The organism is Rugamonas sp. DEMB1 (genome assembly GCF_029834475.1).
Lineage (GTDB): Bacteria > Pseudomonadota > Gammaproteobacteria > Burkholderiales > Burkholderiaceae_D > Rugamonas > Rugamonas rubra.
In genome coordinates this window covers 5,677,659-5,699,632 of sequence record NZ_CP122407.1, presented here as the reverse complement: position 1 = coordinate 5,699,632, position 21,974 = coordinate 5,677,659, and the positions used below count along the sequence as shown (strand labels likewise).

The window sequence follows — 21,974 nt, the reverse complement described above, 5'->3', positions numbered from 1 at the left end:
AGCGATCGCATGACCTTAGCACCGCCACGGCGAAATTGTCGCCCGCGATGCGTCATCCAAACCACAGCCGCCGGCGCCCGGCTTACAGCGGCGGCAGGTCGAACTGCTTGAGCGCGCTGACCGGCTTTTGCGTGCGGCGCCAGCGCGCCAGCAGCAGGTGGTAGGCGCCGTAGTAGACGGCGAGCAGGCCGAACAGGCCGGTGGTCAGCGGCATCTGGTGGAACATCTCGGGCGGCAGCGGGATGTGGTCGTGCATCTGCAGGTACAGCTCGAAGGCGCGGTGCATCAGGCGGCCGATGAACAGCATCGAGATCACCACGCCGGTGCGCAGGCGCCTGCGTGTAGAAGAAGCCCTGCAGCGTGTTCTCCAAGCGGCTGCGCTTGAAGCCACGGAAGGCCAGCGCTGCGCCGGCGGCGCCGCCGGCGGCCAGCGCGAGCAGGGCGATCGGCGTGTCGACCAGGCGCGCCGCCAGCAGGCCGACCAGCAGCAGCGGCAGCAGGCCGTAGGCGTAGTGGCGCCACAGCTGCGACGGGTTGCGGCCCATCAGCGTCTTCAGGCGCGAGTAGATGCGCCACACCAGCAGGGGCACCAGCAACAGCAGGATCAGGGTGGTAATTTCCATGTTTCAGCTTCCGCGTGGCCGGATCGGCCAGTCCAAAACAGCGATTGTAAGCCAGAACGTGGCCGCCCCGGCGGCCGCGCTGCGCTGCCGATTGACAATTGTGTGGTGCGTGAGCAATATGTCCCGGTATCGGCGCCATTTCGCGCGCCGCGCCGCCTTGCCCGGATCGGACCGCCATGAATCAAGCCCTCCCCACGATGCCTCTGCCGCCGGGCCTGATGGCCGCCTCGCCCCAGGCCGGCGCCGCCGAGCAGGGCTACCAGCTGCCGCCGGCGGCGCTGCAGGCCATCGTCGACGCGCCGCGCGCGCCGGCGCTGAGCCTGAGCCCACGGCGCAACCTGGCCGCGCTGTTGCAAACGCCGCCGCTGCCCAGCATCGTCGAGGTGGCCCAGCCCGAGCTCAAGCTGGCCGGCCTGCGCATCAACCCGCGCACCTGCGCCGCCAGCCGCTTCTCCTTCGCCACCGACCTCAGCCTGCTCGACCTGGCGACGCAGAAGGAGCTGCGCATCCGCGGCCTGCCGCACACCCTGCGCGTGGCCGACCTGAGCTGGTCGCCCGACCAGCGCTACCTGGCCTTCAGCCACGTCGCCTTCAGCGGCGAGACCGGCGGCGTCGAGCTGTGGCTGGTCGACGTGGCCGCGCGCAACGCCCGCAAGGTGCTCAACAAGCCGCTGTCGGCTGTGCTCAGCCGTGGCTTCAACTGGCTGCCCGACAGCAGCGGCATGGTGGTGCAACTGCGTCCGGTCGGCCTCAACAAGCCGCCGCAGGGCAGCGGCGTGCCGAGCGGGCCGAACCAGCAGGACAGCGAGCCCGGCGGCAGCCGCAAGCAGTTGCGCACCTACCAGGACCTGCTGCGCAACGAGGACGACGCCCGCCTGTTCGAACACTACGTGACGGTGCAGCTGGCGCTGATCGACCTGCACGGCCGCACCCGCATGATCGGCAAGGCCGACCAGTTCTCCCGCGTCTCGGTGGCGCCGGGCGGGCGCCACCTGCTGACCCAATGCATCACCCGGCCGTATTCCTACATCGTGCCGGCCGCCAGCTTCGGCGAGCGCATCGAGGTGCGCAACATGGACGGCCGGGTGGTCCACACCCTGGCCGAGCTGCCGCTGGAGGAGGGCCTGCCGCCCGGCAACGACGCCGTCTCGCCCGGCGTGCGCCACGTCAGCTGGCGCGCCGACGCGCCGGCCACCCTGGTCTGGGCCGAGGCGCAGGACGGCGGCGACCCCGCCGTGGCGCTGGAGATCCGCGACCTGGTGTACAGCCAGGCGGCGCCCTTCTCGGCGCCGGCGCAGGTGCTGGCGCGGCTGGGCACGCGCTACGCCGGCATCGCCTGGGGCCGGGGAGACCTGGCCCTGGTCACCGAGCGCTGGTACAAGACGCGCGCCGTCAAGCAGTGGCGCATCGCGCCCGACCACCCGGAGCGGCCGGCCGAGCTGATCTACGCCGGCTCCTACGAGGACCGCTACAGCAGCCCCGGCTCGCCGGTGCTGCGCGCCGACAGCGCCGGCTTCCCGCGTCTGCTGATCGGCCCGGACGACACCATCCTGCTCGACGGCGCCGGCGCCACGCCGGACGGCGACCGCCCCTTCATCGACCGCCTCAGCCTGGCCAGCAAGAAGAAGGAGCGGCTGTTCCAGAGCGCCGCGCCGTACTACGAGAACGTGATGGCGGTGCTCGACGAGGAGGGCACGCGCCTGCTGACCACGCGCGAGACGCCCACCGAGCGGCCCAACTACTACCTGCGCGACCTGCGCCGGCCGGCGCGCGAGCAGCTCACCGCGCTGACCGACTTCCCCCATCCGACGCCGCAGTTGCTCGACGTGCACAAGGAGCAGGTGCGCTACCAGCGCGCCGACGGCGTCGACCTGACCGCCACGCTGCTGCTGCCGCCCGGCTACGAGGTGCACCGCGACGGCCCGCTGCCGCTGCTGATGTGGGCCTATCCGCAGGAGTTCAAGTCGAGCAGCGCGGCCAGCCAGACCACCGGCTCGCCCTACCGCTTCAACTCGGTCAGCTACTGGGGGCCGGCGGCCTTCCTGGCGATGGGCTACGCGGTGCTCGACAACCCGTCCTTCCCCATCGTCGGCGACGGCGAGCAGGAGCCCAACGACACCTACCTGGCCCAGTTGGTGGCCGACGCCGAGGCGGCCGTCGACGAGGTGGTGCGCCGTGGCGTGGCCGAGCGCCACCGCATCGCCATCGGCGGCCATTCCTACGGCGCCTTCATGACGGCCAACCTGCTGGCGCACACCCGCCTGTTCCGCGCCGGCATCGCCCGCAGCGGCGCCTACAACCGCACCCTGACGCCGTTCGGCTTCCAGTCGGAGGAGCGGCAGTTCTGGCAGGCGCAGGAGGTGTACCAGGCCATGTCGCCGTTCAACAACGCCGACAAGATCAAGGACGCCATGCTGCTGATCCACGGCGAGCAGGACAACAACAGCGGCACCTTCCCGCTGCAGAGCGAGCGCATGTTCCAGGCCATCAAGGGCCTGGGCGGCACGGCGCGCCTGGTCATGCTGCCCAACGAGTCGCACGCCTACCGCGCCCGCGAGTCGATCCTGCACATGCTGTACGAGACCAACCGCTGGCTCGACAAGTACGTCAAGCAGGCCAAGCCCTGAACGTGGCAACGGCCGGGGCGAACCCGGCCCGGCGTGCCAAGGCGCGCCCCGCTCGAGCCGAGCGGGGCGCGCTTTTTTTTCGCCGCCGCGCGGCGCCGGCCTACTGCGTGCGCTTGACGCTCAGCAGGGCGACCGGGTTGTCCCAGCGCTGCGCCTGGGTCAGCGCCGAGGTGGGCAGGCCGTCGTCCTTGCTGACGATGCCGGGATGCAGATGCACATGGTTGACCACGTCGTCGCGCGCGGCGTTGAAGGCTTCGCGCTTGCCGCCCGAGTTGGCGGTGGCCGGGCCGGGCACGCTGTCGGCCGTCTCGGTGTTGCGCTCGGTGCCGGAGTCGTAGCCGAGCAGGCGGGTGTCGAGCGTGGCGCCGACCGCCAGCGTGGCCAGCGACTGCGCGCTGACGCCGGTGAAGCCGTCGTTGCTGTTGCCCAGCATGCTGGCCAGCGACAGGCGCAGCGTCGGCAGCGCGGCCAGCGGCACCGTCAGCGTGACCACCGCCTTGTTGCCGGCGCCGGGCGGCAGGCCGGCGGTCGCCACGGCAGTGGCGTAGACCGACTTGGAGTCGCCGGCCAGCGCCGCCAGCGGCGCCGATTCGCCGCCCTCGGCCAGGTGTTCCAGCGCCAGGCTGGCGCTCTCGCCGACCTTGAACAGGCTGAAGCCGTCGTTGTGCGCCAGCGCCACCAGCGGCGACAAGGGCTGGCCGGCGGTCAGGTTGACCACGGTGATTTCATAGCTGGCGGTGGTGGGCGCCGGCGGTGGCGGCGTGGTGTCCGGCGCGCTGTCGCCGCCGCTGCAGGCGGCCAGCATCAGGGCGGCGGCCAGCGCGGTCAGGCCGGCGCGGGTTGGGTATGTGGAGCGCATGTGCTTCCCCTTATTTGACGGTCAACACGACGCGGGCCACCGGATTGAGCCAGCGGTAGACGGTGTTGTCGAGCGCGCTGACGCCGCCGGCGGCGCTGCCGACGATGCCGCGGTGGATGTGCACGAAGCCCTCCTTGCTGGCGTTGGCGAAGCCGGGCGCGGCCGGGTTGATGTCGGCCGACAGCTTGCCCGTGGCGTCGTTGAGGAAGGCCGGGAAGATCATGCCGGGCTGGTTGATGCCGCCGGCGGCGGCCTTCTTCTCGTCGTTGGCCTCGGTGCCGGCGTCGTAGGCGTTGACGTTGTAGCTGTAGGTGCCGGGCGTGGTCGGGATGTCGATGGCGTTGAGGGCGATGAAGCCGTCGTTGGTCGGCACCATCATGGCCAGGATGGTCAACTGGCTGTTGGCCGTGCCGGCGCCGCCGCTGAAGCTGGCGCTGGTGGTGCTGCCGCCCGGTTTGAGCGGGCCGTTGTTGGGGTTGACCACCTTGCTGGCGCCGGCCGGCAGCAGCGCCTGCACGCCGCTGGTGTCGCCCGCCTCGGCCACGCTCTGGATCTCGACGCTGGCGGCGGCGCCGTCGCTGAAGGCCTTGAAGCCGGCCGGGTGGGCGCTGATCAGCAGTGGCGTGAACCAGGTGCCGCGCGTCAGGTTGGTGACGCTGACGCTCAGGTCGGCGGCGAACAGGGCGGGGGCGGCCAGCGTCAGGGCGCTGGCCAGGGCCAGCCGCAATGCCGTGGCGGTGCGGAGAGTTTTCATCATGTTGGTATCGGTCGTGGTGGTTGAAGGGCAGGCCCTCGACCAGGGGACTGCTGCTTCGTCTGCGCCGGAGCGGCGATCCTTACACGACTTGCATAATTATTTTTTCAGCATCGCGGCGGCGTAGAATGGGTCGATCAACTGATTAGCCACCGAGAGGGAGTCGCCATGTTCGATGATATTGCCGGGAAGTATGAACAGCACCACCAGCCGCTGCGCGCCCACCGCGCGCCCGACCCGGCGCCGGTCGACGAGCCGGTGCCGGAGCCGCCGGCCCATCCCCACCAGCCGCCTCCGCTGCCGCAGGACGACCCGGTGCCGGACCACAATCCCAGCTAGGCCGGACTAGTCGAAGGCCCAGGTGTAGAGCACGTCGAGGGCGTTGTTGGTGCCGGTCTGGAACTGCAGCGTGATGCGCGGGTTGAGCTTGTAGCGCAGCTTGACCAGGCTGGTGGCCGAGCCGGCGCCCTGCTCGAAGCTCAGGTAGGCGCGCGAGGAGATGCGCTTGCCGACGGTGACCACGGTGCTTTCCAGCCCCTTGGCCTGGGTCACGCCCAGCTCGTCGACGCCGAGCGAGTTGGCCAGCTTGCCCTGGCCGCCGCCGAACAGGGCGCCGGCCGCCGTGCTGAGCAGGGCCATGTCGTTGCCGGCGGTGTTCTCGATGCCGTGGCCGAGCACCAGCCAGGCCAGCTTGTCGCTGTCGGGCACGGTCGGCGTCGAGACCAGCTTGGCCACCGGCGCCAGCGCCGTGCCGCGCACCTCGACGCCGGCCTCGACGTTGGTTTCGCTCAGCGCGTCGCCCTCGGGGCGCTTGCGCACGGCGAGGATGTTCAGGCCGGGGTTGTCGTAGGCGCCGGTGAAGTTGATCACGCCGCGCTCGATCGACAGCTTCTGGCCGTAGGCGGCGTAGGTGCCGGACACCACGCGGATGCTGCCGCTGGCGCGCGGCGGCCGACGGTCGGCGACGCGGATGCGCACCGCGCCGGCCAGTTGCGCGTCCAGGCCCTTGCCCTTCAGGTTGAAGTTGTCGCCCAGGTCGGCCTCGACGTCGATGTTGAGCGGCGGGCCTTGCGGCGCCTTGGCCGCCGCCGCCGCGCCGCCCCGGCCGACGATGACCACGTCGTCGCTCATGGTCGGCGTGTCCTGCGAGGCCAGCTCGATGTGGGCGCGGTCGGCGCGGAATTTTCCGTCGAGCTGGAAGCGCTTGGCGTCGCGCGTCAGCGTGCTGCTGCCGCTGACGACGAGGATGCGGTCGGGCCGCGACAGCAGCTCGAGCTTGTCGGCGGTCAGCTTGAGCGCCATGCTGGCCTCGGCGTTGGCGAAGCGCACCCAGCCGTCGGCCTGGGCGCGGCCCTCGGCGCCGTCGAAGCTGAGTTTTTGCAGCTGCAGCTGGTCGCCGGCCAGCTTGGCCTGCAACTGGCCGTTGCGCAGCTTGATGCCTTGCTCGGCCCAGTTGAGCACCAATTTTTCGCCCGTGATGTCGCCGTTCAGCTGCGGCGCGGCGATGCTGCCGCCGCCCGTCATGGCCAGCTTGAGGGCGCCGTCCAGCTCCAGCCCCGCTTGGCCGGTGAGCGGCGCCAGCCAGGCCAGCGAGGCCATGTTGGCGCTGCCGCTCAGGGTCAGCGCGCTGCTGTCGGCGATGCGGCCGTCGACCATCTGCACGCTGGCGTCGATCTTCGACTGGCCGGCGCGGCTGCCGTCCATGGTCAGCTGCACGCGCAGCGTGCTGCCGGCCACGTCGGCGCGCGCCTCCAGCTGGCGCAGGCCGAGCGGCAGCGGCAGGTCGGCGCCGAGCACGGTGATGTCGCCATTTTCGCGGTAGGCGTGCAGCATGCCCTCGACCGCCGGCGCGGCGCCCTTCGGCGCCTGCAGGGTCAACGCCCAGGCGGCGCCCAGGGTCATGTCGCTCTTGACGTTGCTGCGCCAGGCGTCCGACAACTGGGCCAGGTAGTTGACCGGCACGCCGCCGGCCTGGCCCTTGCTGCGCCACTGGGCGCCGCTCTTTTCCAGGTAGTCCAGGCGCAGGCTGCCGGCCGGCAGCGCGATGGTGGTGGCGCCCAGCGCGATCTGCTCGGGGTGCAGCAGGCCGGCCACGCCGGCGCCGGCCGGCGCGGCCAGGCGCAGCGGCGCCGGCGCCTGCAAGGTCAGGGCGAAGCGGCCCCGGTTCTGCAGCGTGTCGACGCTGCCGCTCCAGGCGTCGCCCTTCCAGCCGCCCTTGAGGCGCAGGGCGGCGTCGAAGTCGGCGTTGGCGGCGCTCAGTTGGATGACGTGGGCGCCGACCGTGCCGCTGGTTTGCAGGCGGGCCTGGTTCAGGCTCAGGGACGGGCTGGCGTAGCCGTTCAGGACGATGTCGCTGACCATCGCGTCGGCGGCGCCGATGCTGGCGCTGCCGCGCAGCGATTTGAGCTGCTGCTGGCCGGGCAGGCGCAACGCGCTGCCGTCCAGCGTCAGGGTCAACGCCGGTTGCGCGCTGCCGCCGGCCAGGGCGCCGGCGGCGTGCAGCACGCCGCCGAACTGCGGCCCGAGGCTGTTCAACTGCGGCGCGTCCAGCTTCCAGTCGAGCCGGTCGCGTGGCGCGCCGAAGCTGCCGCTGGCGAGCAGGCTGTTGGCGCCGAGCCGGAGGTTGATGTCGCTGCGCTCGACGCGGCCGGCGGCGGCCGTCAGCTTGGCGTAGCCGCTCAGCGGCGCGCCGGCCAGGGTGGAGCTTTGCAGCGTGAGGTTCAGGCCGGCGTGCCAGCCGCCGGCCAGGCCGCCGCTGCCGCTGATGTCGGCGTTGACGCTGCCGGACGGGTAGGGGCCGAAGGCGGCCGGGTTGAAGCGCTGCGCGCTGCCGCTCAAGGTCAGTTCGGGCTGGCGCTGGGCGCCGCTCAGCTGCACGCTGCCGCTGGCGTGCAGCAGGCTGTCCGGCACCGGGTGTTTGGCCGAGGCCAGGCCGAGGCCTTGGCGTCGGCCTCGAAGGTGGAGCGCGGCGCCTCCATGCTGCCGCTGACCACGCCGCTGGCGCTGAGCGCGCCGAGCAAGTCGCTGCTGGCGGCGGACAGCTGGCGCGCGTCGACCTTCCAGCGCAGCTGCTCGCCGGGCGCGCCGAAGCTGCCGCCCAGTTCCACCGTGTTCTGGCCCAGCGCCAGCCTGGCCTCGACGCCGCTGACGTGGCGCGCGTCGGCGTTCAGCTTGCCCTTGCCGGACAGCGGCTGGCCGAGCAGCTTGCTCGGTTGCAGAATGAAGTCGGCGGCCAGCTGCCAGGCCGGCGCCAGCTTGCCGCTGGCGCGCAGCTCGGCGTTCAGGTCGGCGCTCGGGTAGTTGCCAAAGGCGGCCGGGTCGAAGTGCAGGGCGCTGGCGCTGGCCTTGAAGGCCTGCGCGTCCTTCAGGCTGGCCTGGCCGGTCAGGTTGATGCTGCCCTTCTTGGCTTGCAGGCGGGCCTGTTCGATCTGCAGCAGGGCGTCGGCCAGGGTGGCGCGCAGGTCGAGGCGCAGGCCGGCGTCGGCCAGCGCGGCGGTCAGCGTTTGACCCTTGGCGTCGCTGGCCAGCTTGATGTCGCCGGCGATGGCGCTGTTGTGCAGGCTGCCGTGCAGGCCGTGCAGGTTCAGCCGTTCGGTGCGCAGCGCGAAGTCGGCCGTGGCGATGCCGGCGTCCGGCGCGGCGCGGGCGATGTGGCCGGCGCCCTTGAATTGGCCGGCCGCGCCCAGGTCGATGCTGACGGCGTCGATGCTGGTGGCGGTCAGGGTGCCGCCCAGGCGCGCCTGCAGCGCTTGCAGCGGCAGCAGATGCAGGTCGATCGGGCCGGCCTTGCCTTCGTTGCGCAGCGCCAGTTGGCCGCTGATGGCTTGCTTGGCCGTGATCGTCGCTTGCAGTTGCAGGCTCAGGTCGGCCTGCGGCATGGCGCCGTCGAAGCCGGCCGGGTCGATGTGGCGGCCCTGGATGTCGGCGCTGCGCAGGATGATGGGATCGAAGGGCGCCAGCGTCAGCGTGGCGTCCAGCGTGGCCTTGCCGGCGGCGCCCTTGGCGCTGAGCTTGAGCAGTTCCAGGTTGCCGCCGGCTGTCAGCGCGACGGTGGCCGCCGGCAGGACCGGCTTCGCCGCCGGCACCGCCGGAGTGTAGGCCAGGCTGGCCTTGCCGCTAAGCGCGAAGGGGCGCTGGCCGGCGATGGTGAACTCGGCGCGCAGCTGGCCGAAGGCGGTCGAGGCGGTGGCGTCCTCGAGGTGCCAGCCGTCCTTGTCGCCGGCCAGTTTGAAGCGCAGGTCGCGGATTTCGTCGCTGCCGCTCTTGCTGGCCAGCGTCAGGCGGCCCAGGCGGGCGTCGCCCACCGACAAGCGGAATGGCGGCGCCAGCGTGGTCGGCATGGGTGTCGGCTTCGACGGGCCGAGGCTGTCGACGCGCAGGCTGGCGACGTGCAGTTCGCTGATCGCCAGGCCGGCGGAGAAGTACTGCAGCGGCGACCAGTTGATGTCGATGCCGTCGGCGGTGACGACGCTGTCCGGGCTGCGGTAGACCAGGTGGCCGATGTGCATGCGGTGGTACAGCGAGCCGCTGACGCCGGTGACCGTGATCTGGCCGCCGCTGGCGTTGGACAGGCGCTGCACCAGCTGCTGCAAGGTCGATTCGCGGCCCAGCAGCCAGACGGCGCCGGCCAGCAGCAGCACCAGCGCGGCCAGCGCGAGCAGCAGGCGGCGCAGCCAGCGCCGTGGCGCGGGCGCCGACGGCGGCGGTGGCGGGGTGGACGGCGTGGCCGGCGCGGCGCCGGCGGGCAGGGTGGTGTCGGACATCAGAAGCTAAATCCCAGCGAGAAGTGGAGGCGGTATTTTTTGACGGCGTGGCCGTAGGCGGCGTCGACGTTGATCGGCCCGACCGGGCTTTTCCAGCGCGCGCCGACGCCGTAGCCGGACTTGGGATGCAGGTCCTTGAACGAGTCGGCGGCGTTGCCGGCGTCGTAGAACACGGCGGCGCCCCAGGTCGGCTTGAACCAGTACTGGTATTCGGCGCTGGCGGTGGTCAGGTAGCGTCCGCCGATGATGGCGCCGCCCTCCTGCACGCCGAGCTGCTGGAAGGCGTAGCCGCGCACCGACTGGTCGCCGCCGGCGCGGAACAGGTAGACCGCCGGCACGCCGCTCTTGTTCTTCGAGGCCAGCGCGCCGGCCTCGCCGCGCAGGATCACGTTGCTGTGCGCGCCCAGCGGCTGGTACAGCACGGCGCGGCCGTAGCCGCGCACGAAGGCCTCGTCGGTCAGCAGCGGCAGCAGGGCGCCGCCCAGCTGGGCGTTGACGGCGTAGCCCTTGGTGGGGAACAGCAGGTTGTCGAGCCGGCGCACGGTGATGCTGTAGGTGAGCGGCAGGCTCTTGCTCTTGCCGGCGTCGACGTTGTTGATGGTCTTGGCCTCGCTGAGGAACTCCAGCGCCAGGCTGCGTTCGAGCAGCGGCGTGCCCCAGGCGCGCTTGGCGCCCACCGTGGTCACGCTGGTCACCTCGCCGGAGATGTCGCTGCGCTCGAAGGAGGCGCCGACGCTGTCGCTGTAGCCCTTGGGCGTGACGGGGAAGTAGAAGTCGCCGCGCGCGGTCTGCTTCTTGGTCTCCAGCGTCAGCGCGCTTTTCAACTTGAGGCCGAAGATGGCCAGGTCGTCGTAGCTGAGCGAGGCGCGGTTGCCGGTGTTGGTCGAGAAACCCAGGCCGGCGCTGACGTTCTTTCGCTTGTTCTCGCTCACCCGCACCAGCAGCGGCAGCGGCGCCATCGGCCCGGCCGCGACGGCGGCGGGCGCGCCGGCTTCGGCCGCCCCGCCCGCCTCCAGCTGCTCGTTGAGGATGGCCGACATGTCGGCGCTCACCTCGACGCTGCTGAAGTAGCCGGTGTCCTGCAGGCGCGACTGGAAGGATTGCAGCGCCGCCTCGCTGTAGTAGTCGCCCGGGTGGATCTGGTTCAGGTTGGCGACGATGCTGGCCGGGTAGCGCTTCAGCCCCTCCACGCGCAGCTCGCCGAAGCGTAGCTCGGGGCCGCTGTCGAGCACCACGCGCAGCTCGGCGCGGTGCTGCTCCGGGTCGACGGTGGCGGCGCTGTCGACGATGCGGGCGCGCGGGTAGCGCGTCTGCACCACCTGGCGCAGGATGTTGCGCTTGGCCTGTTCCCAGTCCTCCTGGCGGAAGATCGCGCCCTGTTTCAGGCCCCAGCCGGCCTTCAGCGCCGCCGTGTCGAAGGCCTGCTCCCTGGCCTGGTCGGGCGGCGGCGCGAAGCCCTCGAGCACCAGCGCCACCTCGGCCACGCGCACCGGCTCGCCCGGCTCCACCGTCACCAGCACGCGCGGCTCGGCGCCGTCGCCGTCGAGGCGGGCGCTGACCACCGGGTCGTAGTAGCCGTCGGTGGCCACCAGTGTGCGCACCTGGGCCGGCGCGGCGCGCACCATGCGTTGCAGCTGCTCACGGTCGACGCGGGCGTTGCCGCGAAAGCGCAGCAGGTCGAGGTTCTTCTCCAGCATCTCCTTGAGCGGCGCGGGCGCGTCGATCCGCACCGTGTAATCGAAGGCGTCGGCGGCGCGGGCCGGCGCAGCCGCCAGCAGGGGCAGCACCAGCAGCGGCAGGGCCAGCGCCGGCAGCGCCGAGGGCAGCACCGAGGGAAGGACACGGCCGGCCAGCGCGACACGCAACATTACATTTGGCGCCAGATGTGCCAAAATTCGTGATCCTGCCAATTTTTTAGCGGGTGATGCCGGAAACATGAGACTCCATCGGGGATAAGCGCAGCTTGCATGTTACCGGATTGCCCAAAATGATGGCGTACTTATAATGCCGCGCCGGCCGCCGCTGTCCTTCGATGGGCAGCGGCGGCCGGCTCCGCCGAAAAGAAAGATTGCAATGCTCGCAAGCGATACCGCACTGGTGCTGTTTAGCGGTGGACAAGACTCCACCACCTGCCTGGCCTGGGCCCTCCACCACTACGCCCACGTCGAGACGATCGGCTTCGACTACGGCCAGCGCCACGCCGTCGAGCTGACTGTGCGCCCGACCGTGATCGACAAGCTGCGCGCCGCCTCGCCGGCATGGGACCGCAAGCTCGGCCCCGACCACATGATCGACCTGTCGCTGATCTCGGCCATCTCGGAGACGGCGATGACGCACGACATCGCCATCGAGACCCAGGCCAACGGCCTGCCCAACACCTTCGTGCCCGGCCGCAACCTGCTGTTCATGACGGTGGCCGCCACCGTGGCCTACCGGCGCGGCCTGACGGTGCTGGTCGGCGGCATGTGCGAGACCGACTTCTCCGGCTACCCGGACTGCCGCGACGACACCATGAAGGCCTTGCAGGTGGCGCTCAACCTGGGCATGGCGACCCGCCTCAAGCTGGAAACCCCGCTGATGTGGCGCGACAAGAAGCAGACCTGGGAGCTGGCGCGCGAGCTGGGCGGCCAGGCCCTGGTCGACCTGATCCGCGCCGACACCCACACCTGCTACCTGGGCGAGCGCGGCGCGCTGCACGACTGGGGCTACGGCTGCGGCACCTGCCCGGCCTGCGCGCTGCGCGCGCGCGGCTACCGCCAGTTCGCCGGCACGGAGCCGCTGGAGCCGGCTGTCTGACAGGCAAGCCGATCTGCCCGCAACGGTAGATTGGACTGATCCCGCGCACATCGCGGTGGCGGGGAAATGGTTTACTGGTTGAAGAGCGATCCCGCCGCGAGCAGGAAGACGTGAGCCATGAACCCGGACATCCGCCCCGTTGTCATCACCCTGCACGGCATCCGAACCAGAGGCGCGTGGCAGAAGGAGATCGCGCCGCGAATTGCACAGTATGGAATGATTCCGGTGCTGCTCGACTACGGCTATTTCAACCTGTTTCAGTTCTTGAATCCCTGGGCGCGCGACGGACGGGTCAAGTGGCTGCGCGACGAGGTTGCGCAAGTCGTCCGTGACTATCCCCATGCGCCCGTATCCATCGTCGCGCACAGCTTGGGCACCTATCTGGTCGCCCGTTTGATCGAAGAGGAGCGGGCCTTCAACTTCGAAACGATCCTGTTCTCCGGCAGCATAGTCCGAACCGACTACGACTGGATTCGCGTGCTGGAGGCGAATCGGGTGAAGTATGTCGCCAACTACATCGCGAAAAACGATATCTGGCCACGACTGGCAAGCCGCGTGGTGAGGGGCGCGGGCCGGGCGGGCGTCGATGGTTTCGTGGCGCAGCACGCTTCGCTGTTCCAGCATACGCACAGCCAGTATGGCCACAGCGACTATTTCAACCCCCACACTTTCGAGGAGTTATGGCTGCCCAAGCTTGTCGTCTCACAAAGACGAATCCTCGACGCTTTGTCCGTCATGCTGATACAGGCGAGCGAGTTGCTTGCCACCCAAGCGGGAACTTGCGGCTGCATGGCTCGGGTTCGTCTTTTCTACAAGCCGCGCGCCACGGCGGCCTTTCGGCAGTTTCCGGGAATGTACATTGCATCGGAAAACGCGGCCAAGTACACGGAGGCCGAGTTGGACTATGTGATCACGCCGGAGTCCGCGCAAGGGGCTATTGTCACTTGTCCGCCAACGTTCCAAGCAGCGTTTTGCAACGCGCCCTCCCAATGGGCCGCCATCGACCATACTGCCCCCTGCATCGGTCGGCCGGACGTCATCGCATCGGTCGCCGCCCCATTGAGCGTGCCGGGTGGCGCGCCGGGACGGGTAGTTGGGATGGTTTCGCTTGAAATCCTAGCGGATCAAATCCATACTCAATCCATGCAGGCTTTGGGTGTTTCATTGCTTTTGCCCCAGTTGCGCGAGCTAATGGGAGCAGCCAGCTTTGCATTGCAGTTTTTCTCGGGAGACTGGTTATGACGACGGAAAAAACGACGAGTCGGTATCTTAACGGCGTGCTCGTGGTGACGACAGAGTGGACTGCGGGAGAATGGACCTTCTGGAAATTCGATGGCTTGGACGAGGCCTTGATGCAGCCTTACAAGGGCATGTCGCCTGCCGAGGTTCTGCGCCAGATCGACGAGAAAAACAGGAGAATTCTCGAGGAAAACAAGGAAATGGTGGCGCAATTCGTTGTCTAGGCGAGCCTGACGGCGCTCCGCCGATTTTCCGCCGCGCCGCCGGCCACCGGTTCTGTTCCGCGCAACGCGGACCAGCCTCTAGGTGTTTGGAAAAGGGGCCGAACCGGCCGGGACTTGGACCCCGACCGCTTCCGGCGTGACTGGTGTTGCAGCCGGTCCCGCGCCGCACGCACTGCGCCGGGGCGGGGGACCGATGGTGTGGCGGCGAACTGCGGCTGTGCTGCCTTAAACGGCGTACTGCTTGCTGCGCTGCTTGCGCGAGCGGCTCGAGAAGAACCAGACCAGGCCCAGCGGAATCAGCAGCGGCAGCAGGAAGGGCGAGATGCAGGCCAGCAACACGACGGCCATCAGCGCCAGGCCCACCACCATCAAAATACCCAGCCCGGCGAACAGGAAGCCGACGAAGACGGCGGCGCAGGTCAGCACCAGTGCGGCGATGAGCAGGCCGCCGCCGGCGAACAAGGTGCCGACCAAGAACCCCAGCGGCCCGTCGACCTCGTCGCCGTCGATGTTGATGTGCATCTCCTGGCCGGCCACGGAATGCCATGCGGCAATGGCGAGTACGGCGATGATGGCGACTGGCAGGATTTTTTTGATGTTCATGGCAACCCTCGTTATGTGTATTGTCTGCCGTTTGGCATGGTTGAACTGTAGCCGGGCGGCCCGGCGCCAGCCAGCGGAATGTGACAGGGCGTCGATTTGGCGGCATGGGCTGCGGTGGCGCAGGGCCGAGCGGAGTCGAAAGGGGCCGCGCCGGTGGATGCTGTCGGCGGGCAGGTTTTCCTTGAATTAAAGTTATCCTTGCCTATACTGAACATCTAACTTCCGCACGGAGGGCAGCATGGCATGGCTAGAGATCAGCGAGGGTCAATCGATATCCTCGATTTGCAACCGGACACAGCGCCAACGTAGCGCTCAGCATTTGTCCAACGGACCGAAGGGGCCGCCGTCCGCGCCGCCCACGATTCCGCCCATCATCATCACCCCGTTCAGCTACCAAATGCCGGAACCGGCCATCGATCCGCGCGTGACGCCGAGCCGTCCGCCCATCGTGCCGCCGGCCCGGCCCGCCTTGTCCTGCAAGCGCCGCTGAACCGCTGAAGCACTCGGCCACCACCTTGCCGCGATGTCGGGCGACGGCCGTGGCCGCACGCCTTGCCGTCGGCCGCCGCGCCGCCGGCCGGCGCGGCCGCTGAGCGCCGCGTTGCTCGCCTCTGGCGCGATATTTGTCGGCTGGATCGCCGCTTGCCCACGTTCGCCCGCCCGCAGTGGGCCGTCGGCGCTGGCGCGGCGTTTTTTGCGTCCGGCGGATAGTTGGAATGTTCTGCCAAGGTCGGCCGTTTAGACTATCATTCCACCCCCATTCTTTTTTTGACGCGAGCCGCCCGCAATGAGTACCGACGCCCCAGACATGAACGAAGAGCAAGACGACGACGCACCGATCCAGGAGGCCCGCGTCTGGCAAGGCAACGGTTTCACCGCGCGCGTGATCAAGAACGAGGAGGACGAGGGCTGGGCCGTGGCGATGATCAAGGACGGCGAGCCGGAGCCGGCGCTGGTCGGCCCCTGGACCATGGGGCGCGACAAGAAGAATCCGAAGCCGCTCGACATCAACGCCTTCAACACCCTGGTCAAGACCGCCAACGAGGTGCTGCGCCGCCACGAGCAGCAGCTGCACGCGCAGCTGCACAAGAGCGTCTTCGTCAACACCGACGACGGCCAGCTCAAGGTCACGCTGGACATCGTGCCCGACGAGGACGACCCCTACGCCACCCTGACCGCCTTCGACGGCTACAACGAGCAGCTGGCCCAGGTGCGCGTGGCGCCGACCTTCAAGCTCAGCGTGAGCAGCGCCGGCAGCTGGATCGAGAACGGTTACCGCCGGCCTTAAACCTGCCCAGGGAGTACGCCGGTAGGTGGAGCGGCCTAAATCAGTTCCATCGCGGCCCGCAGTAATTTGCAGGTTTGTGGCAGCCCTTGTCGTTCATATGTTGAAATGAGATCCTCTGCCGATACGATCGGCTTCTTCAGCCTCGCTCGTAAGCCCTTGATGATGCCTAAGACCTTGACCGGGGCCAGATCGTATTGGGCGACGATGAAATCATCCGGGTGCAAGATCTCGATGCCATGAACGCTGGTGTTCGCGTCCGGGAAATCTTTCAGGTTGAAGGTGACTATTGCATCGGCATGGCCAACAATCGCGGCCGCCAGCACGTGGCGGTCATCTTGATCTGGCAGCGTCAGCGAATTGATTAAGTACTCGAAATTTTCGATGAGGCAGTCTTCAATCGCGCTGCTCATCAAGGCAGCCGTATGAGCTAGCCGTGCCGGATTTAGTTCTGGCCTTTTCGAGGCGAGATTGCGAATCCATTCGTCCTGAATCTGCTTGGTCCAGCGGGCGCCAAACACCCCCTCCGCCGCGAGGCTTAGTAGTAAGTCGCGTAGGGGCGCGGGGTACAGGACGCAAGCATCCAGTACCGCCGTGTAGCGGTAGTAGCCAGCCATTAATAGCCCAGTCCAAGCTCCTGCGCTTGATTGACCAATTGCTGGAGTGCGTCGGCAGATTTTTTCTGGCGATCCGCTTTGTACTGGACCACATCTTCGAACCGAATGCGCCGGTGAGTCCCTACCTTGTGGAAAGGGATCTTGCCGTCCTCTAGGAGTCGTACCAGATACGGCCTCGAAATGTTTAAGAACATTGCGGCTTCCTGCGTGGTGACATCGAGCTCCTTCGGCATAATAGTGACGGCCTTGCCCTCTGCCAGAGCGCCGAGCAAATCGGCCATCAGACGAAGCACCTTCGGTGGCAAGCGTAGCAGCGGGGAGTCCGCCAAGTTTTCGCCACCATCTTCAACGATGGCGATATTCACGGCGCGGGAATGGTCCAAGGCGCTGACGATGCAACGTTGCGCTGCTTTGGCCAGCTCCACATCTTCCTTGTTGTCCAAGCGATCAATAACGGTGGACATTTCTTTCTCCAAATATTTTCTGAGTTGCCAGAGGATTTTTCCGACATGGGTTTAGGACGATTGTAAACGAATCGTCCGAAATAATCGAAATAAACGCAAGTGAATTCTGCGTAAGCGCATACAACAATTGGCATCAACTTGCCGCCGCAGACCCCGCGCGACCTGATAGTATTTCCTATATGCATTAGTCCAATATAGGAAGAACCGATGGAAAGTCGTCTTAAGCGCCTCGAGGCCGTTCAGACCATGCTGCTGGAGATCGGGCAGAAGTCGAGCAGTTGTACCGAAATCTCCGAATTCCTGCAGGCCGTGCACGCGGCGCTGGGGCGCATCATGTACGCGGCCAACTTCTATGTCGCGCTCAGCGAACAGAGCGCCGACAACACGGTGCGCTTCGTCTACTTCGTCGACGAGCACGACGCCGCGCCCGACCCGGCCGAGCTGGTGCAACTGGCCTCGCCGGAGGACTCGCCGACCGCCTGGGTGATCCTCAACCGGCAACGCCTGGTGATGACGGCGGCCGAGCACATCTCCAAAAAGGAGGACGGCAACGCCTTCGGCGTCGGCACCGTGGCCGAGCACTGGCTGGGCTGCCCGCTGCTCGACCAGAACCACCAGGCGCTGGGCGCCATCGTCATCCAAAGCTACGACAAGCAGCACACCTTCAACGCGGAGGACCAGGCGCTGTTCGCGCTGATCGCCAACCACGTCTCCGGTGCCCTGCAGGCCTGCAAAGCATGGACCGGCTGGAACGCGCCGTGCAGGAGCGCACCGCGTTGCTGGCCCACGAGGTGGCCGAACGGCGCCGCGCCGAGACCATCCAGCGCGCGCTGTACGAGCTGGCCAACCTGTCGGCCTCCGTCTCCGACCGCGCCACCCTGTATTCGCGGCTGCACCAGATCATCAGCGAGCTGGTCTCGGCGAAGAACTTCCTCATTGCGCTCTACCATCCGGACACGCAGGAACTGAGCATCCCCTATTTCGTCGACGAGAAGGACGACGTGGCGCCGGTCAAGCGTTTCGAATACGGCGTCGGCATGAGCTCCTACGTGCTGGCGCGCAAACAGGCCTGCCTGCTCGACGCCGCCAGTTTCAACGCCCTGGTGGCCGGCGGCGAGATGCGCGAGCCGCTGGGCGACGTCAACATCGCCAGCTGGATGGGCGCGCCGATGCTGCTGGGCGACCGCGTCTACGGCGTCATCATCGTACAGAGCTACGACCCGGCGGTGCTGTACAGCCAGGCCGACCTGGAGATCCTCGCCTTCATGGCCAGCCACGTCGCCGTGGCCATCGCCCGCATGCAGGCCGACCGCGCCATCCGCCAGGCCAAGACTGAGTTGGAGGAACAGAACGCGGCGCTCAACTCGGCGCTGACGGCGCTGCAGGAGGCGCAGTCGGAGCTGGTGCGGCAGGAGAAGCTGGCCTCGCTGGGCCGCCTGGTGGCCGGCGTGGCGCACGAGATCAACACGCCGCTGGGCATCTGCGTCACCGCCACCAGCCACCTGGTGCAGGAGCTCAAGCTGACCAAGGAGGACATGGCGGCCGGCGAGTTGAACGAGGACGGCCTGAACCAGTTCTTCGACATCGTCGACCAGACCCTGCGCATCATGACCACCAACACGCAGCGCGCGGCGGCGCTGGTGCGCAGCTTCAAGCAGGTGGCGGTGGACCAGTCGTCGGACGACATCCGCAGCTTCAACCTGCGCAAATACGTCGACGAGGTGCTGCTGTCGCTGCAGCCGAAGTTGAAGGGCAAGCCGATCGTGGTGGAGATCGACTGCGAGGCCGACATCCAGATGGACAGCTTCCCCGGCGCCGTCTCGCAGATCCTCACCAACATGGTGATGAACTCGCTGACGCACGGCTTCGAGGAGGGCGAGGGCGGCAAGATCAAGATCAGCGGCCACCTCGACGGCGACCAGGTGCAGTTCGACTACAGCGACGACGGCGCCGGCATGGACAGTTCCACGCTGGGCCAGTTGTTCGACCCCTTCTTCACCACCAAGCGCGGCTCCGGCGGCAGCGGCCTGGGCGCGCACATCCTCTACAACCTGGCCACCGGGCCGCTGGCCGGCACCATCAAGGTGGTCAGCGCGCCGGGCATGGGGCTGCACTACAAGCTGCGCTTCCCGCGCACCCGGCGTTCGCCCAAGGCGACGGCCTAGAAATCCACCGGGCGCCGCTCGCGCATCGCCTGGGTCATCGCCAGGCCGATGCGGGTGGCCTCGGTGGCGTCGCCCAGGCTGAGCGACAGCTCGCCCCTGCCCAGCGTGGCGTCGACGAACTCCTGCGCCTCGAGCAGGAAGGCATCGGCGAAGCGGCTGTAGAAGTCCGGCGTGCACTCGTGGCGGATGCCGTGCTTGTCGGAGATCTCGACCCGGTGCAGCCGCGCGCCGGCGCCGATGGTCAGCCGGCCGTGGGCGCCGAACACCTCGGTCAGCGTCTCGTGGCCATGCGCCATGGTGCGCGAGGCCATGAAGCTGGCCATGCTGCCGTCGGTGAACTCCAGCGTGGCCAGGCCGTTGTCGACGTCGTCGAACTCGCGCAGACCCTGGTGGATCACGTTGGTGCCGATGGCGTAGACGCGCTTGGGCTGCGGATTGCCCAGCAACCAGCGCACCAGGTCGATGTCGTGCACGCTGCAGTCGAGGAAGATGCCGCCGCTGGTGGCGGCGAAACGCACGAAGAAGCCGCCCGGGTCGTTCTGGTCCATGGTCTGCGAGCGGATCAAATAGGGCTTGCCGATGGCCCTCGCGGATCTTGGCGGCGGCGTCGCGGTAGCTGGCGTCGAAGCGGCGCACGAAGCCGATCATCACCTTCAGATGCGGATGGCGGCGCGCCTCGGCCTCCACCTTCATGCAGTCCTCCAGGTCGAGCGACAGCGGCTTTTCGCAGAACACGTGCTTGCCGGCCTGTAGCGCCTGGATGATCTGCTGCGCGTGCAGCGCCGTCGGCGTGACCAGGAACACCGCGTCCAGGCCGGGATGGGCCAGCAGGGCGGCGTAGTCGGCGTAGCAGTGCTGCTGGCCGAGCGTTTCGCGGGCCCAGTCGAGTTCCTTCTCGACCGGGCTGCACACCGCCATCAGATTCGCGTTGGGCACGCGGTGCGCCAGGTTCTCGGCGTGGCGCTGGCCCAGGCGGCCCAGGCCGACCACGCCGATGTTCAAAGTTGTGGATGTCATGGTCGGCTCCTTACAGCGTGACGATGCGGTTTTCGCGCCACGAGGTGGTCGCGGCCTCGGCCAGTTCCAGCGCCTTCAGGCCGTCCTGCACCGTGGTGCGCGGCGGCGTGCCGTTGATCATGGCGTCGAAGAAGTGGGCGATCTCGTCGGCGTAGGCGGCGCGGTAGCGTTCGAGGAAGAAGTTCTCCGGCTTGTCGCAGCTGACGCTGTGCGCCGTGTGCGACACCACCTCGGTCGGCTTGTGGTTGCCGGCCTGGAGCATGCCCTCGCTGCCGAGGATCTCGAAGCGCTGGTCGTAGCCGTAGGCGGCGCGGCGGCTGGCGTTGATCTGGCACAGCCGGCCGCGCTTGGTGCGGACGGTCACCACCGCCGAGTCCAGGTCGCCGGCCTCGCCGATGGCCGGGTCGACCAGGCAGCTGCCGGTGGCGTAGACGCTGACCGCCTCGTCGTCCAAAATCCAGCGGAAGATGTCGAAGTCGTGGATCAGCATGTCCTTGAAGATGCCGCCGGAGACCTTGATGTAGCTGACCGGCGGCGCGCCGGGGTCGCGGCTGGTCACGGTGAGCACCTCGGGCACGCCGATCTCGCCGGCCTGCAGGCGCGCCTTGACGGCGGCGAAGGTCGGGTCGAAGCGGCGCTGGAAGCCGATCATGCACAGCACGCCGGCGCTGGCCACGGCGGCGGCGGCGGCGCGGGCGCGCTCCAGCGTCAGGTCGACCGGCTTCTCGCAGAAGATCGCCTTGCCGGCGGCGGCGGCGCGCAGGATCAGGTCGGAGTGGGTGTCGGTGCTGGAGGCGATCAGCACCGCCTTGACGGCCGGATCGGCCAGCGCCTGTTCGACGCTGGCCACCGCCGCGCCGTGCTGCTGCGCCAGCGCCTGCGCCGACTCGGCGTGGACGTCGGCCACATACTTCAATCGCACGCCGGGTTGGCGCGCCAGGTTTGCTGCGTGAATTTTGCCGATCCGACCGGCGCCGAACAATGCTGCCTCAATCATCATATCCTCCAGGGTCTTGGGTTTCTTCTATGTCCAACTCGAGTTTGTAGGCCAGCGCGATGAACAGCGCCTGGCACAGGCAAAGGGTGCTGGTGAGCGAGCGGAAGGCGAACGCGCTGCCCTCGGTCACGGTCAAACAGGCGTCGGCGATGCGCGCCAGCGGCGACAGTTTGCTGTCGGTGATGACCAGCAGCTTGGCGCGCTGGTGGTGGCCGACGCGGGCGCAGTACAGCGTCTCTTTTCCATACGGCGCGAAGCTGATGGCGATCACCACGTCGCGCTCGCGCACGCTGCGGATCTGCTGGCGGTACATGCCGCCCATGCCGGACACCAGGTGCACGCGCTTGTTGGTGTTCTGCAGCGCGTAGGCGATGTAGGAGGCCACCGGGAAGGCGCGCCGCACGCCGACAACGTAGATGTTGTCGGCCTTCTGCAACAGGCTCACGGCGGCCTCCAGCTGCTCGTCGTCCAGGCCTTCGCTTAGCTCGCCGAGGCCGCTGCGGCTGGCATCGATGAATTCGCGGGTCAGCTCGCCGACATTCGGCTGGTCGTCGCGCGAGGCGATCAGCTTGCGGATGCGCTGCTGGTAGTTGGGCGCGGCGTTGGCCTGCTCGGTGTAGGCGAGGCGGAACACGTCCTGCATCTCGCTGAAGCCGGTGTAGCCGAAGCGCTGGGCGAAGCGCACGATGGCCGACGGCTGCACGTCGCAGGCGGCGGCGATGTCGCTGATCTTCTCCAGCATCAGGCTGGCCTTGTGCAGCTCCACATACTTGGCGATGACCTTCAACTGGCGCGACAGCGACTCGTACTCGTCGGCGATCTGCTGCATCAGTTGTTCCACCGGGGCGGTGGCCGCCACTTTGTTTTCGGTTGGTTCCGTCATTGCTCACTCCTTGTTTCAATGAGGCCAATTATAGGAGTCCCGGCGAAAAATAGAAACA

The 21,974-nt window shown here is 68.0% G+C and carries 21 protein-coding genes and 1 pseudogene; 10 read left to right on the top strand and 12 right to left on the bottom strand.

Annotated elements, in window-relative coordinates; all coding sequences use genetic code 11:
* Positions 1–82: 82 nt before the first annotated feature.
* Positions 83–307, bottom strand: a complete 225-nt coding sequence (locus QC826_RS26230; RefSeq protein WP_279763105.1) for a hypothetical protein — start codon at positions 305–307, stop codon at positions 83–85.
* Here QC826_RS26230 and QC826_RS26225 point away from each other — a divergent pair.
* On the top strand, positions 297–803 hold the full coding sequence (locus tag QC826_RS26225; RefSeq protein ID WP_279763104.1) for a hypothetical protein: 507 nt from the start codon (positions 297–299) through the stop codon (positions 801–803). The genes QC826_RS26230 and QC826_RS26225 overlap by 11 nt on opposite strands.
* Positions 800–3,250: a prolyl oligopeptidase family serine peptidase gene (locus QC826_RS26220; RefSeq protein WP_279763103.1), complete on the top strand. Its 2,451-nt coding sequence runs from the start codon at positions 800–802 to the stop codon at positions 3,248–3,250. Before QC826_RS26225 ends, QC826_RS26220 begins: the two co-directional genes overlap by 4 nt.
* Positions 3,251–3,350: 100 nt before the next feature.
* Here QC826_RS26220 and QC826_RS26215 read toward each other — a convergent pair whose 3' ends face one another.
* Together QC826_RS26215 and QC826_RS26210 are read right to left on the bottom strand one after the other, a co-directional pair.
* Entirely contained in the window at positions 3,351–4,109 is a 759-nt protein-coding gene (locus QC826_RS26215; RefSeq protein WP_279763102.1) for a spondin domain-containing protein, read from the bottom strand.
* A gap of 10 nt (positions 4,110–4,119) precedes the next feature.
* Positions 4,120–4,866, bottom strand: a complete 747-nt coding sequence (locus tag QC826_RS26210; RefSeq protein WP_279763101.1) for a spondin domain-containing protein — start codon at positions 4,864–4,866, stop codon at positions 4,120–4,122.
* Between the two features lie 165 nt (positions 4,867–5,031).
* Here QC826_RS26210 and QC826_RS26205 point away from each other — a divergent pair, with 165 nt between their 5' ends.
* Positions 5,032–5,202 carry a hypothetical protein gene (locus QC826_RS26205; protein WP_279763099.1) on the top strand — a complete coding sequence of 57 codons (171 nt, stop codon included), beginning with the start codon at positions 5,032–5,034 and terminating at the stop codon, positions 5,200–5,202.
* A gap of 6 nt (positions 5,203–5,208) precedes the next feature.
* On the opposite strand, the gene QC826_RS31395 is transcribed toward QC826_RS26205, so the two are convergent.
* The 3 genes from QC826_RS31395 to QC826_RS26195 are packed head-to-tail and all read right to left on the bottom strand — an operon-like array spanning position 5,209 to position 11,494.
* A complete protein-coding gene (locus tag QC826_RS31395) occupies positions 5,209–7,773 on the bottom strand; it encodes a translocation/assembly module TamB domain-containing protein (protein ID WP_313872809.1) in 2,565 nt (854 codons plus the stop codon).
* On the bottom strand, positions 7,731–9,626 hold the full coding sequence (locus tag QC826_RS31390; RefSeq protein WP_313872808.1) for a hypothetical protein: 1,896 nt from the start codon (positions 9,624–9,626) through the stop codon (positions 7,731–7,733). The genes QC826_RS31395 and QC826_RS31390 overlap by 43 nt, the downstream gene beginning before the upstream one ends.
* Complete coding sequence (locus tag QC826_RS26195; RefSeq protein WP_279763098.1) at positions 9,626–11,494, bottom strand: autotransporter assembly complex protein TamA; 1,869 nt, start codon at positions 11,492–11,494, stop codon at positions 9,626–9,628. The genes QC826_RS31390 and QC826_RS26195 overlap by 1 nt, the downstream gene beginning before the upstream one ends.
* Positions 11,495–11,699: 205 nt before the next feature.
* Here QC826_RS26195 and queC point away from each other — a divergent pair, with 205 nt between their 5' ends.
* The 3 genes from queC (at position 11,700) to QC826_RS26180 (ending at position 13,885) form a co-directional block, all read left to right on the top strand.
* Positions 11,700–12,422 (top strand): 7-cyano-7-deazaguanine synthase QueC, encoded by a 723-nt coding sequence (queC, locus tag QC826_RS26190; RefSeq protein WP_279763097.1) that lies wholly within the window; start codon positions 11,700–11,702, stop codon positions 12,420–12,422.
* A gap of 117 nt (positions 12,423–12,539) precedes the next feature.
* Positions 12,540–13,664 (top strand): esterase/lipase family protein, encoded by a 1,125-nt coding sequence (locus QC826_RS26185; RefSeq protein ID WP_279763096.1) that lies wholly within the window; start codon positions 12,540–12,542, stop codon positions 13,662–13,664.
* Positions 13,661–13,885 carry a hypothetical protein gene (locus QC826_RS26180; RefSeq protein WP_279763095.1) on the top strand — a complete coding sequence of 75 codons (225 nt, stop codon included), beginning with the start codon at positions 13,661–13,663 and terminating at the stop codon, positions 13,883–13,885. The genes QC826_RS26185 and QC826_RS26180 overlap by 4 nt, the downstream gene beginning before the upstream one ends.
* Before the next feature lie 225 nt (positions 13,886–14,110).
* Here QC826_RS26180 and QC826_RS26175 read toward each other — a convergent pair whose 3' ends face one another.
* Entirely contained in the window at positions 14,111–14,488 is a 378-nt protein-coding gene (locus tag QC826_RS26175; protein WP_279763094.1) for a hypothetical protein, read from the bottom strand.
* 319 nt (positions 14,489–14,807) lie between these two features.
* Here QC826_RS26175 and QC826_RS26170 point away from each other — a divergent pair, with 319 nt between their 5' ends.
* Together QC826_RS26170 and QC826_RS26165 are read left to right on the top strand one after the other, a co-directional pair.
* The gene (locus tag QC826_RS26170; protein ID WP_279763093.1) at positions 14,808–14,978 is read left to right on the top strand and encodes a hypothetical protein; all 171 of its coding nucleotides are present in this window, start codon (positions 14,808–14,810) and stop codon (positions 14,976–14,978) included.
* A gap of 297 nt (positions 14,979–15,275) precedes the next feature.
* The gene (locus tag QC826_RS26165) at positions 15,276–15,776 is read left to right on the top strand and encodes a hypothetical protein (RefSeq protein ID WP_099417590.1); all 501 of its coding nucleotides are present in this window, start codon (positions 15,276–15,278) and stop codon (positions 15,774–15,776) included.
* Between the two features lie 35 nt (positions 15,777–15,811).
* Here QC826_RS26165 and QC826_RS26160 read toward each other — a convergent pair whose 3' ends face one another.
* Together QC826_RS26160 and QC826_RS26155 are read right to left on the bottom strand one after the other, a co-directional pair.
* Complete coding sequence (locus QC826_RS26160; protein WP_279763092.1) at positions 15,812–16,390, bottom strand: putative toxin-antitoxin system toxin component, PIN family; 579 nt, start codon at positions 16,388–16,390, stop codon at positions 15,812–15,814.
* Positions 16,390–16,854, bottom strand: a complete 465-nt coding sequence (locus QC826_RS26155; protein ID WP_279763091.1) for a helix-turn-helix domain-containing protein — start codon at positions 16,852–16,854, stop codon at positions 16,390–16,392. Before QC826_RS26155 ends, QC826_RS26160 begins: the two co-directional genes overlap by 1 nt.
* A gap of 207 nt (positions 16,855–17,061) precedes the next feature.
* Here QC826_RS26155 and QC826_RS26150 point away from each other — a divergent pair, with 207 nt between their 5' ends.
* Positions 17,062–17,823 (top strand): GAF domain-containing protein, encoded by a 762-nt coding sequence (locus tag QC826_RS26150; RefSeq protein ID WP_279763090.1) that lies wholly within the window; start codon positions 17,062–17,064, stop codon positions 17,821–17,823.
* Complete coding sequence (locus QC826_RS26145) at positions 17,733–19,019, top strand: GAF domain-containing sensor histidine kinase (protein ID WP_279766607.1); 1,287 nt, start codon at positions 17,733–17,735, stop codon at positions 19,017–19,019. Before QC826_RS26150 ends, QC826_RS26145 begins: the two co-directional genes overlap by 91 nt.
* Here QC826_RS26145 and QC826_RS26140 read toward each other — a convergent pair.
* From QC826_RS26140 to QC826_RS26130, 3 genes and pseudogenes are all read right to left on the bottom strand, one after another.
* Positions 19,016–20,036 (bottom strand): annotated as a pseudogene (locus QC826_RS26140) (Gfo/Idh/MocA family oxidoreductase). The gene QC826_RS26145 and the pseudogene QC826_RS26140 overlap by 4 nt on opposite strands.
* A gap of 10 nt (positions 20,037–20,046) precedes the next feature.
* Positions 20,047–21,033: an inositol 2-dehydrogenase gene (iolG, locus tag QC826_RS26135; protein WP_279766606.1), complete on the bottom strand. Its 987-nt coding sequence runs from the start codon at positions 21,031–21,033 to the stop codon at positions 20,047–20,049.
* The gene (locus QC826_RS26130; RefSeq protein ID WP_245774346.1) at positions 21,026–21,916 is read right to left on the bottom strand and encodes a MurR/RpiR family transcriptional regulator; all 891 of its coding nucleotides are present in this window, start codon (positions 21,914–21,916) and stop codon (positions 21,026–21,028) included. The genes iolG and QC826_RS26130 overlap by 8 nt, the downstream gene beginning before the upstream one ends.
* Positions 21,917–21,974: the final 58 nt, after the last annotated feature.

What these genes read in the sequence shown, in the direction of transcription:
- QC826_RS26215 (WP_279763102.1), bottom strand. Translation starts at nt 4,109, where the DNA reads ATGCGCTCCACATACCCAACCCGCGCCGGCCTGACCGCGCTGGCCGCC.
- QC826_RS26185 (WP_279763096.1), top strand. Translation starts at nt 12,540, where the DNA reads ATGAACCCGGACATCCGCCCCGTTGTCATCACCCTGCACGGCATCCGA.
- QC826_RS31390 (WP_313872808.1), bottom strand. Translation starts at nt 9,626, where the DNA reads ATGTCCGACACCACCCTGCCCGCCGGCGCCGCGCCGGCCACGCCGTCC.
- QC826_RS26210 (WP_279763101.1), bottom strand. Translation starts at nt 4,866, where the DNA reads ATGATGAAAACTCTCCGCACCGCCACGGCATTGCGGCTGGCCCTGGCC.
- QC826_RS26175 (WP_279763094.1), bottom strand. Translation starts at nt 14,488, where the DNA reads ATGAACATCAAAAAAATCCTGCCAGTCGCCATCATCGCCGTACTCGCC.
- QC826_RS26195 (WP_279763098.1), bottom strand. Translation starts at nt 11,494, where the DNA reads ATGTTGCGTGTCGCGCTGGCCGGCCGTGTCCTTCCCTCGGTGCTGCCC.
- QC826_RS26165 (WP_099417590.1), top strand. Translation starts at nt 15,276, where the DNA reads ATGAGTACCGACGCCCCAGACATGAACGAAGAGCAAGACGACGACGCA.
- iolG (WP_279766606.1), bottom strand. Translation starts at nt 21,033, where the DNA reads ATGATTGAGGCAGCATTGTTCGGCGCCGGTCGGATCGGCAAAATTCAC.
- QC826_RS26225 (WP_279763104.1), top strand. Translation starts at nt 297, where the DNA reads ATGAACAGCATCGAGATCACCACGCCGGTGCGCAGGCGCCTGCGTGTA.
- queC (WP_279763097.1), top strand. Translation starts at nt 11,700, where the DNA reads ATGCTCGCAAGCGATACCGCACTGGTGCTGTTTAGCGGTGGACAAGAC.
- QC826_RS26130 (WP_245774346.1), bottom strand. Translation starts at nt 21,916, where the DNA reads ATGACGGAACCAACCGAAAACAAAGTGGCGGCCACCGCCCCGGTGGAA.
- QC826_RS26205 (WP_279763099.1), top strand. Translation starts at nt 5,032, where the DNA reads ATGTTCGATGATATTGCCGGGAAGTATGAACAGCACCACCAGCCGCTG.
- QC826_RS26230 (WP_279763105.1), bottom strand. Translation starts at nt 307, where the DNA reads ATGCTGTTCATCGGCCGCCTGATGCACCGCGCCTTCGAGCTGTACCTG.
- QC826_RS26180 (WP_279763095.1), top strand. Translation starts at nt 13,661, where the DNA reads ATGACGACGGAAAAAACGACGAGTCGGTATCTTAACGGCGTGCTCGTG.
- QC826_RS26220 (WP_279763103.1), top strand. Translation starts at nt 800, where the DNA reads ATGAATCAAGCCCTCCCCACGATGCCTCTGCCGCCGGGCCTGATGGCC.
- QC826_RS26150 (WP_279763090.1), top strand. Translation starts at nt 17,062, where the DNA reads ATGGAAAGTCGTCTTAAGCGCCTCGAGGCCGTTCAGACCATGCTGCTG.
- QC826_RS26155 (WP_279763091.1), bottom strand. Translation starts at nt 16,854, where the DNA reads ATGTCCACCGTTATTGATCGCTTGGACAACAAGGAAGATGTGGAGCTG.
- QC826_RS26160 (WP_279763092.1), bottom strand. Translation starts at nt 16,390, where the DNA reads ATGGCTGGCTACTACCGCTACACGGCGGTACTGGATGCTTGCGTCCTG.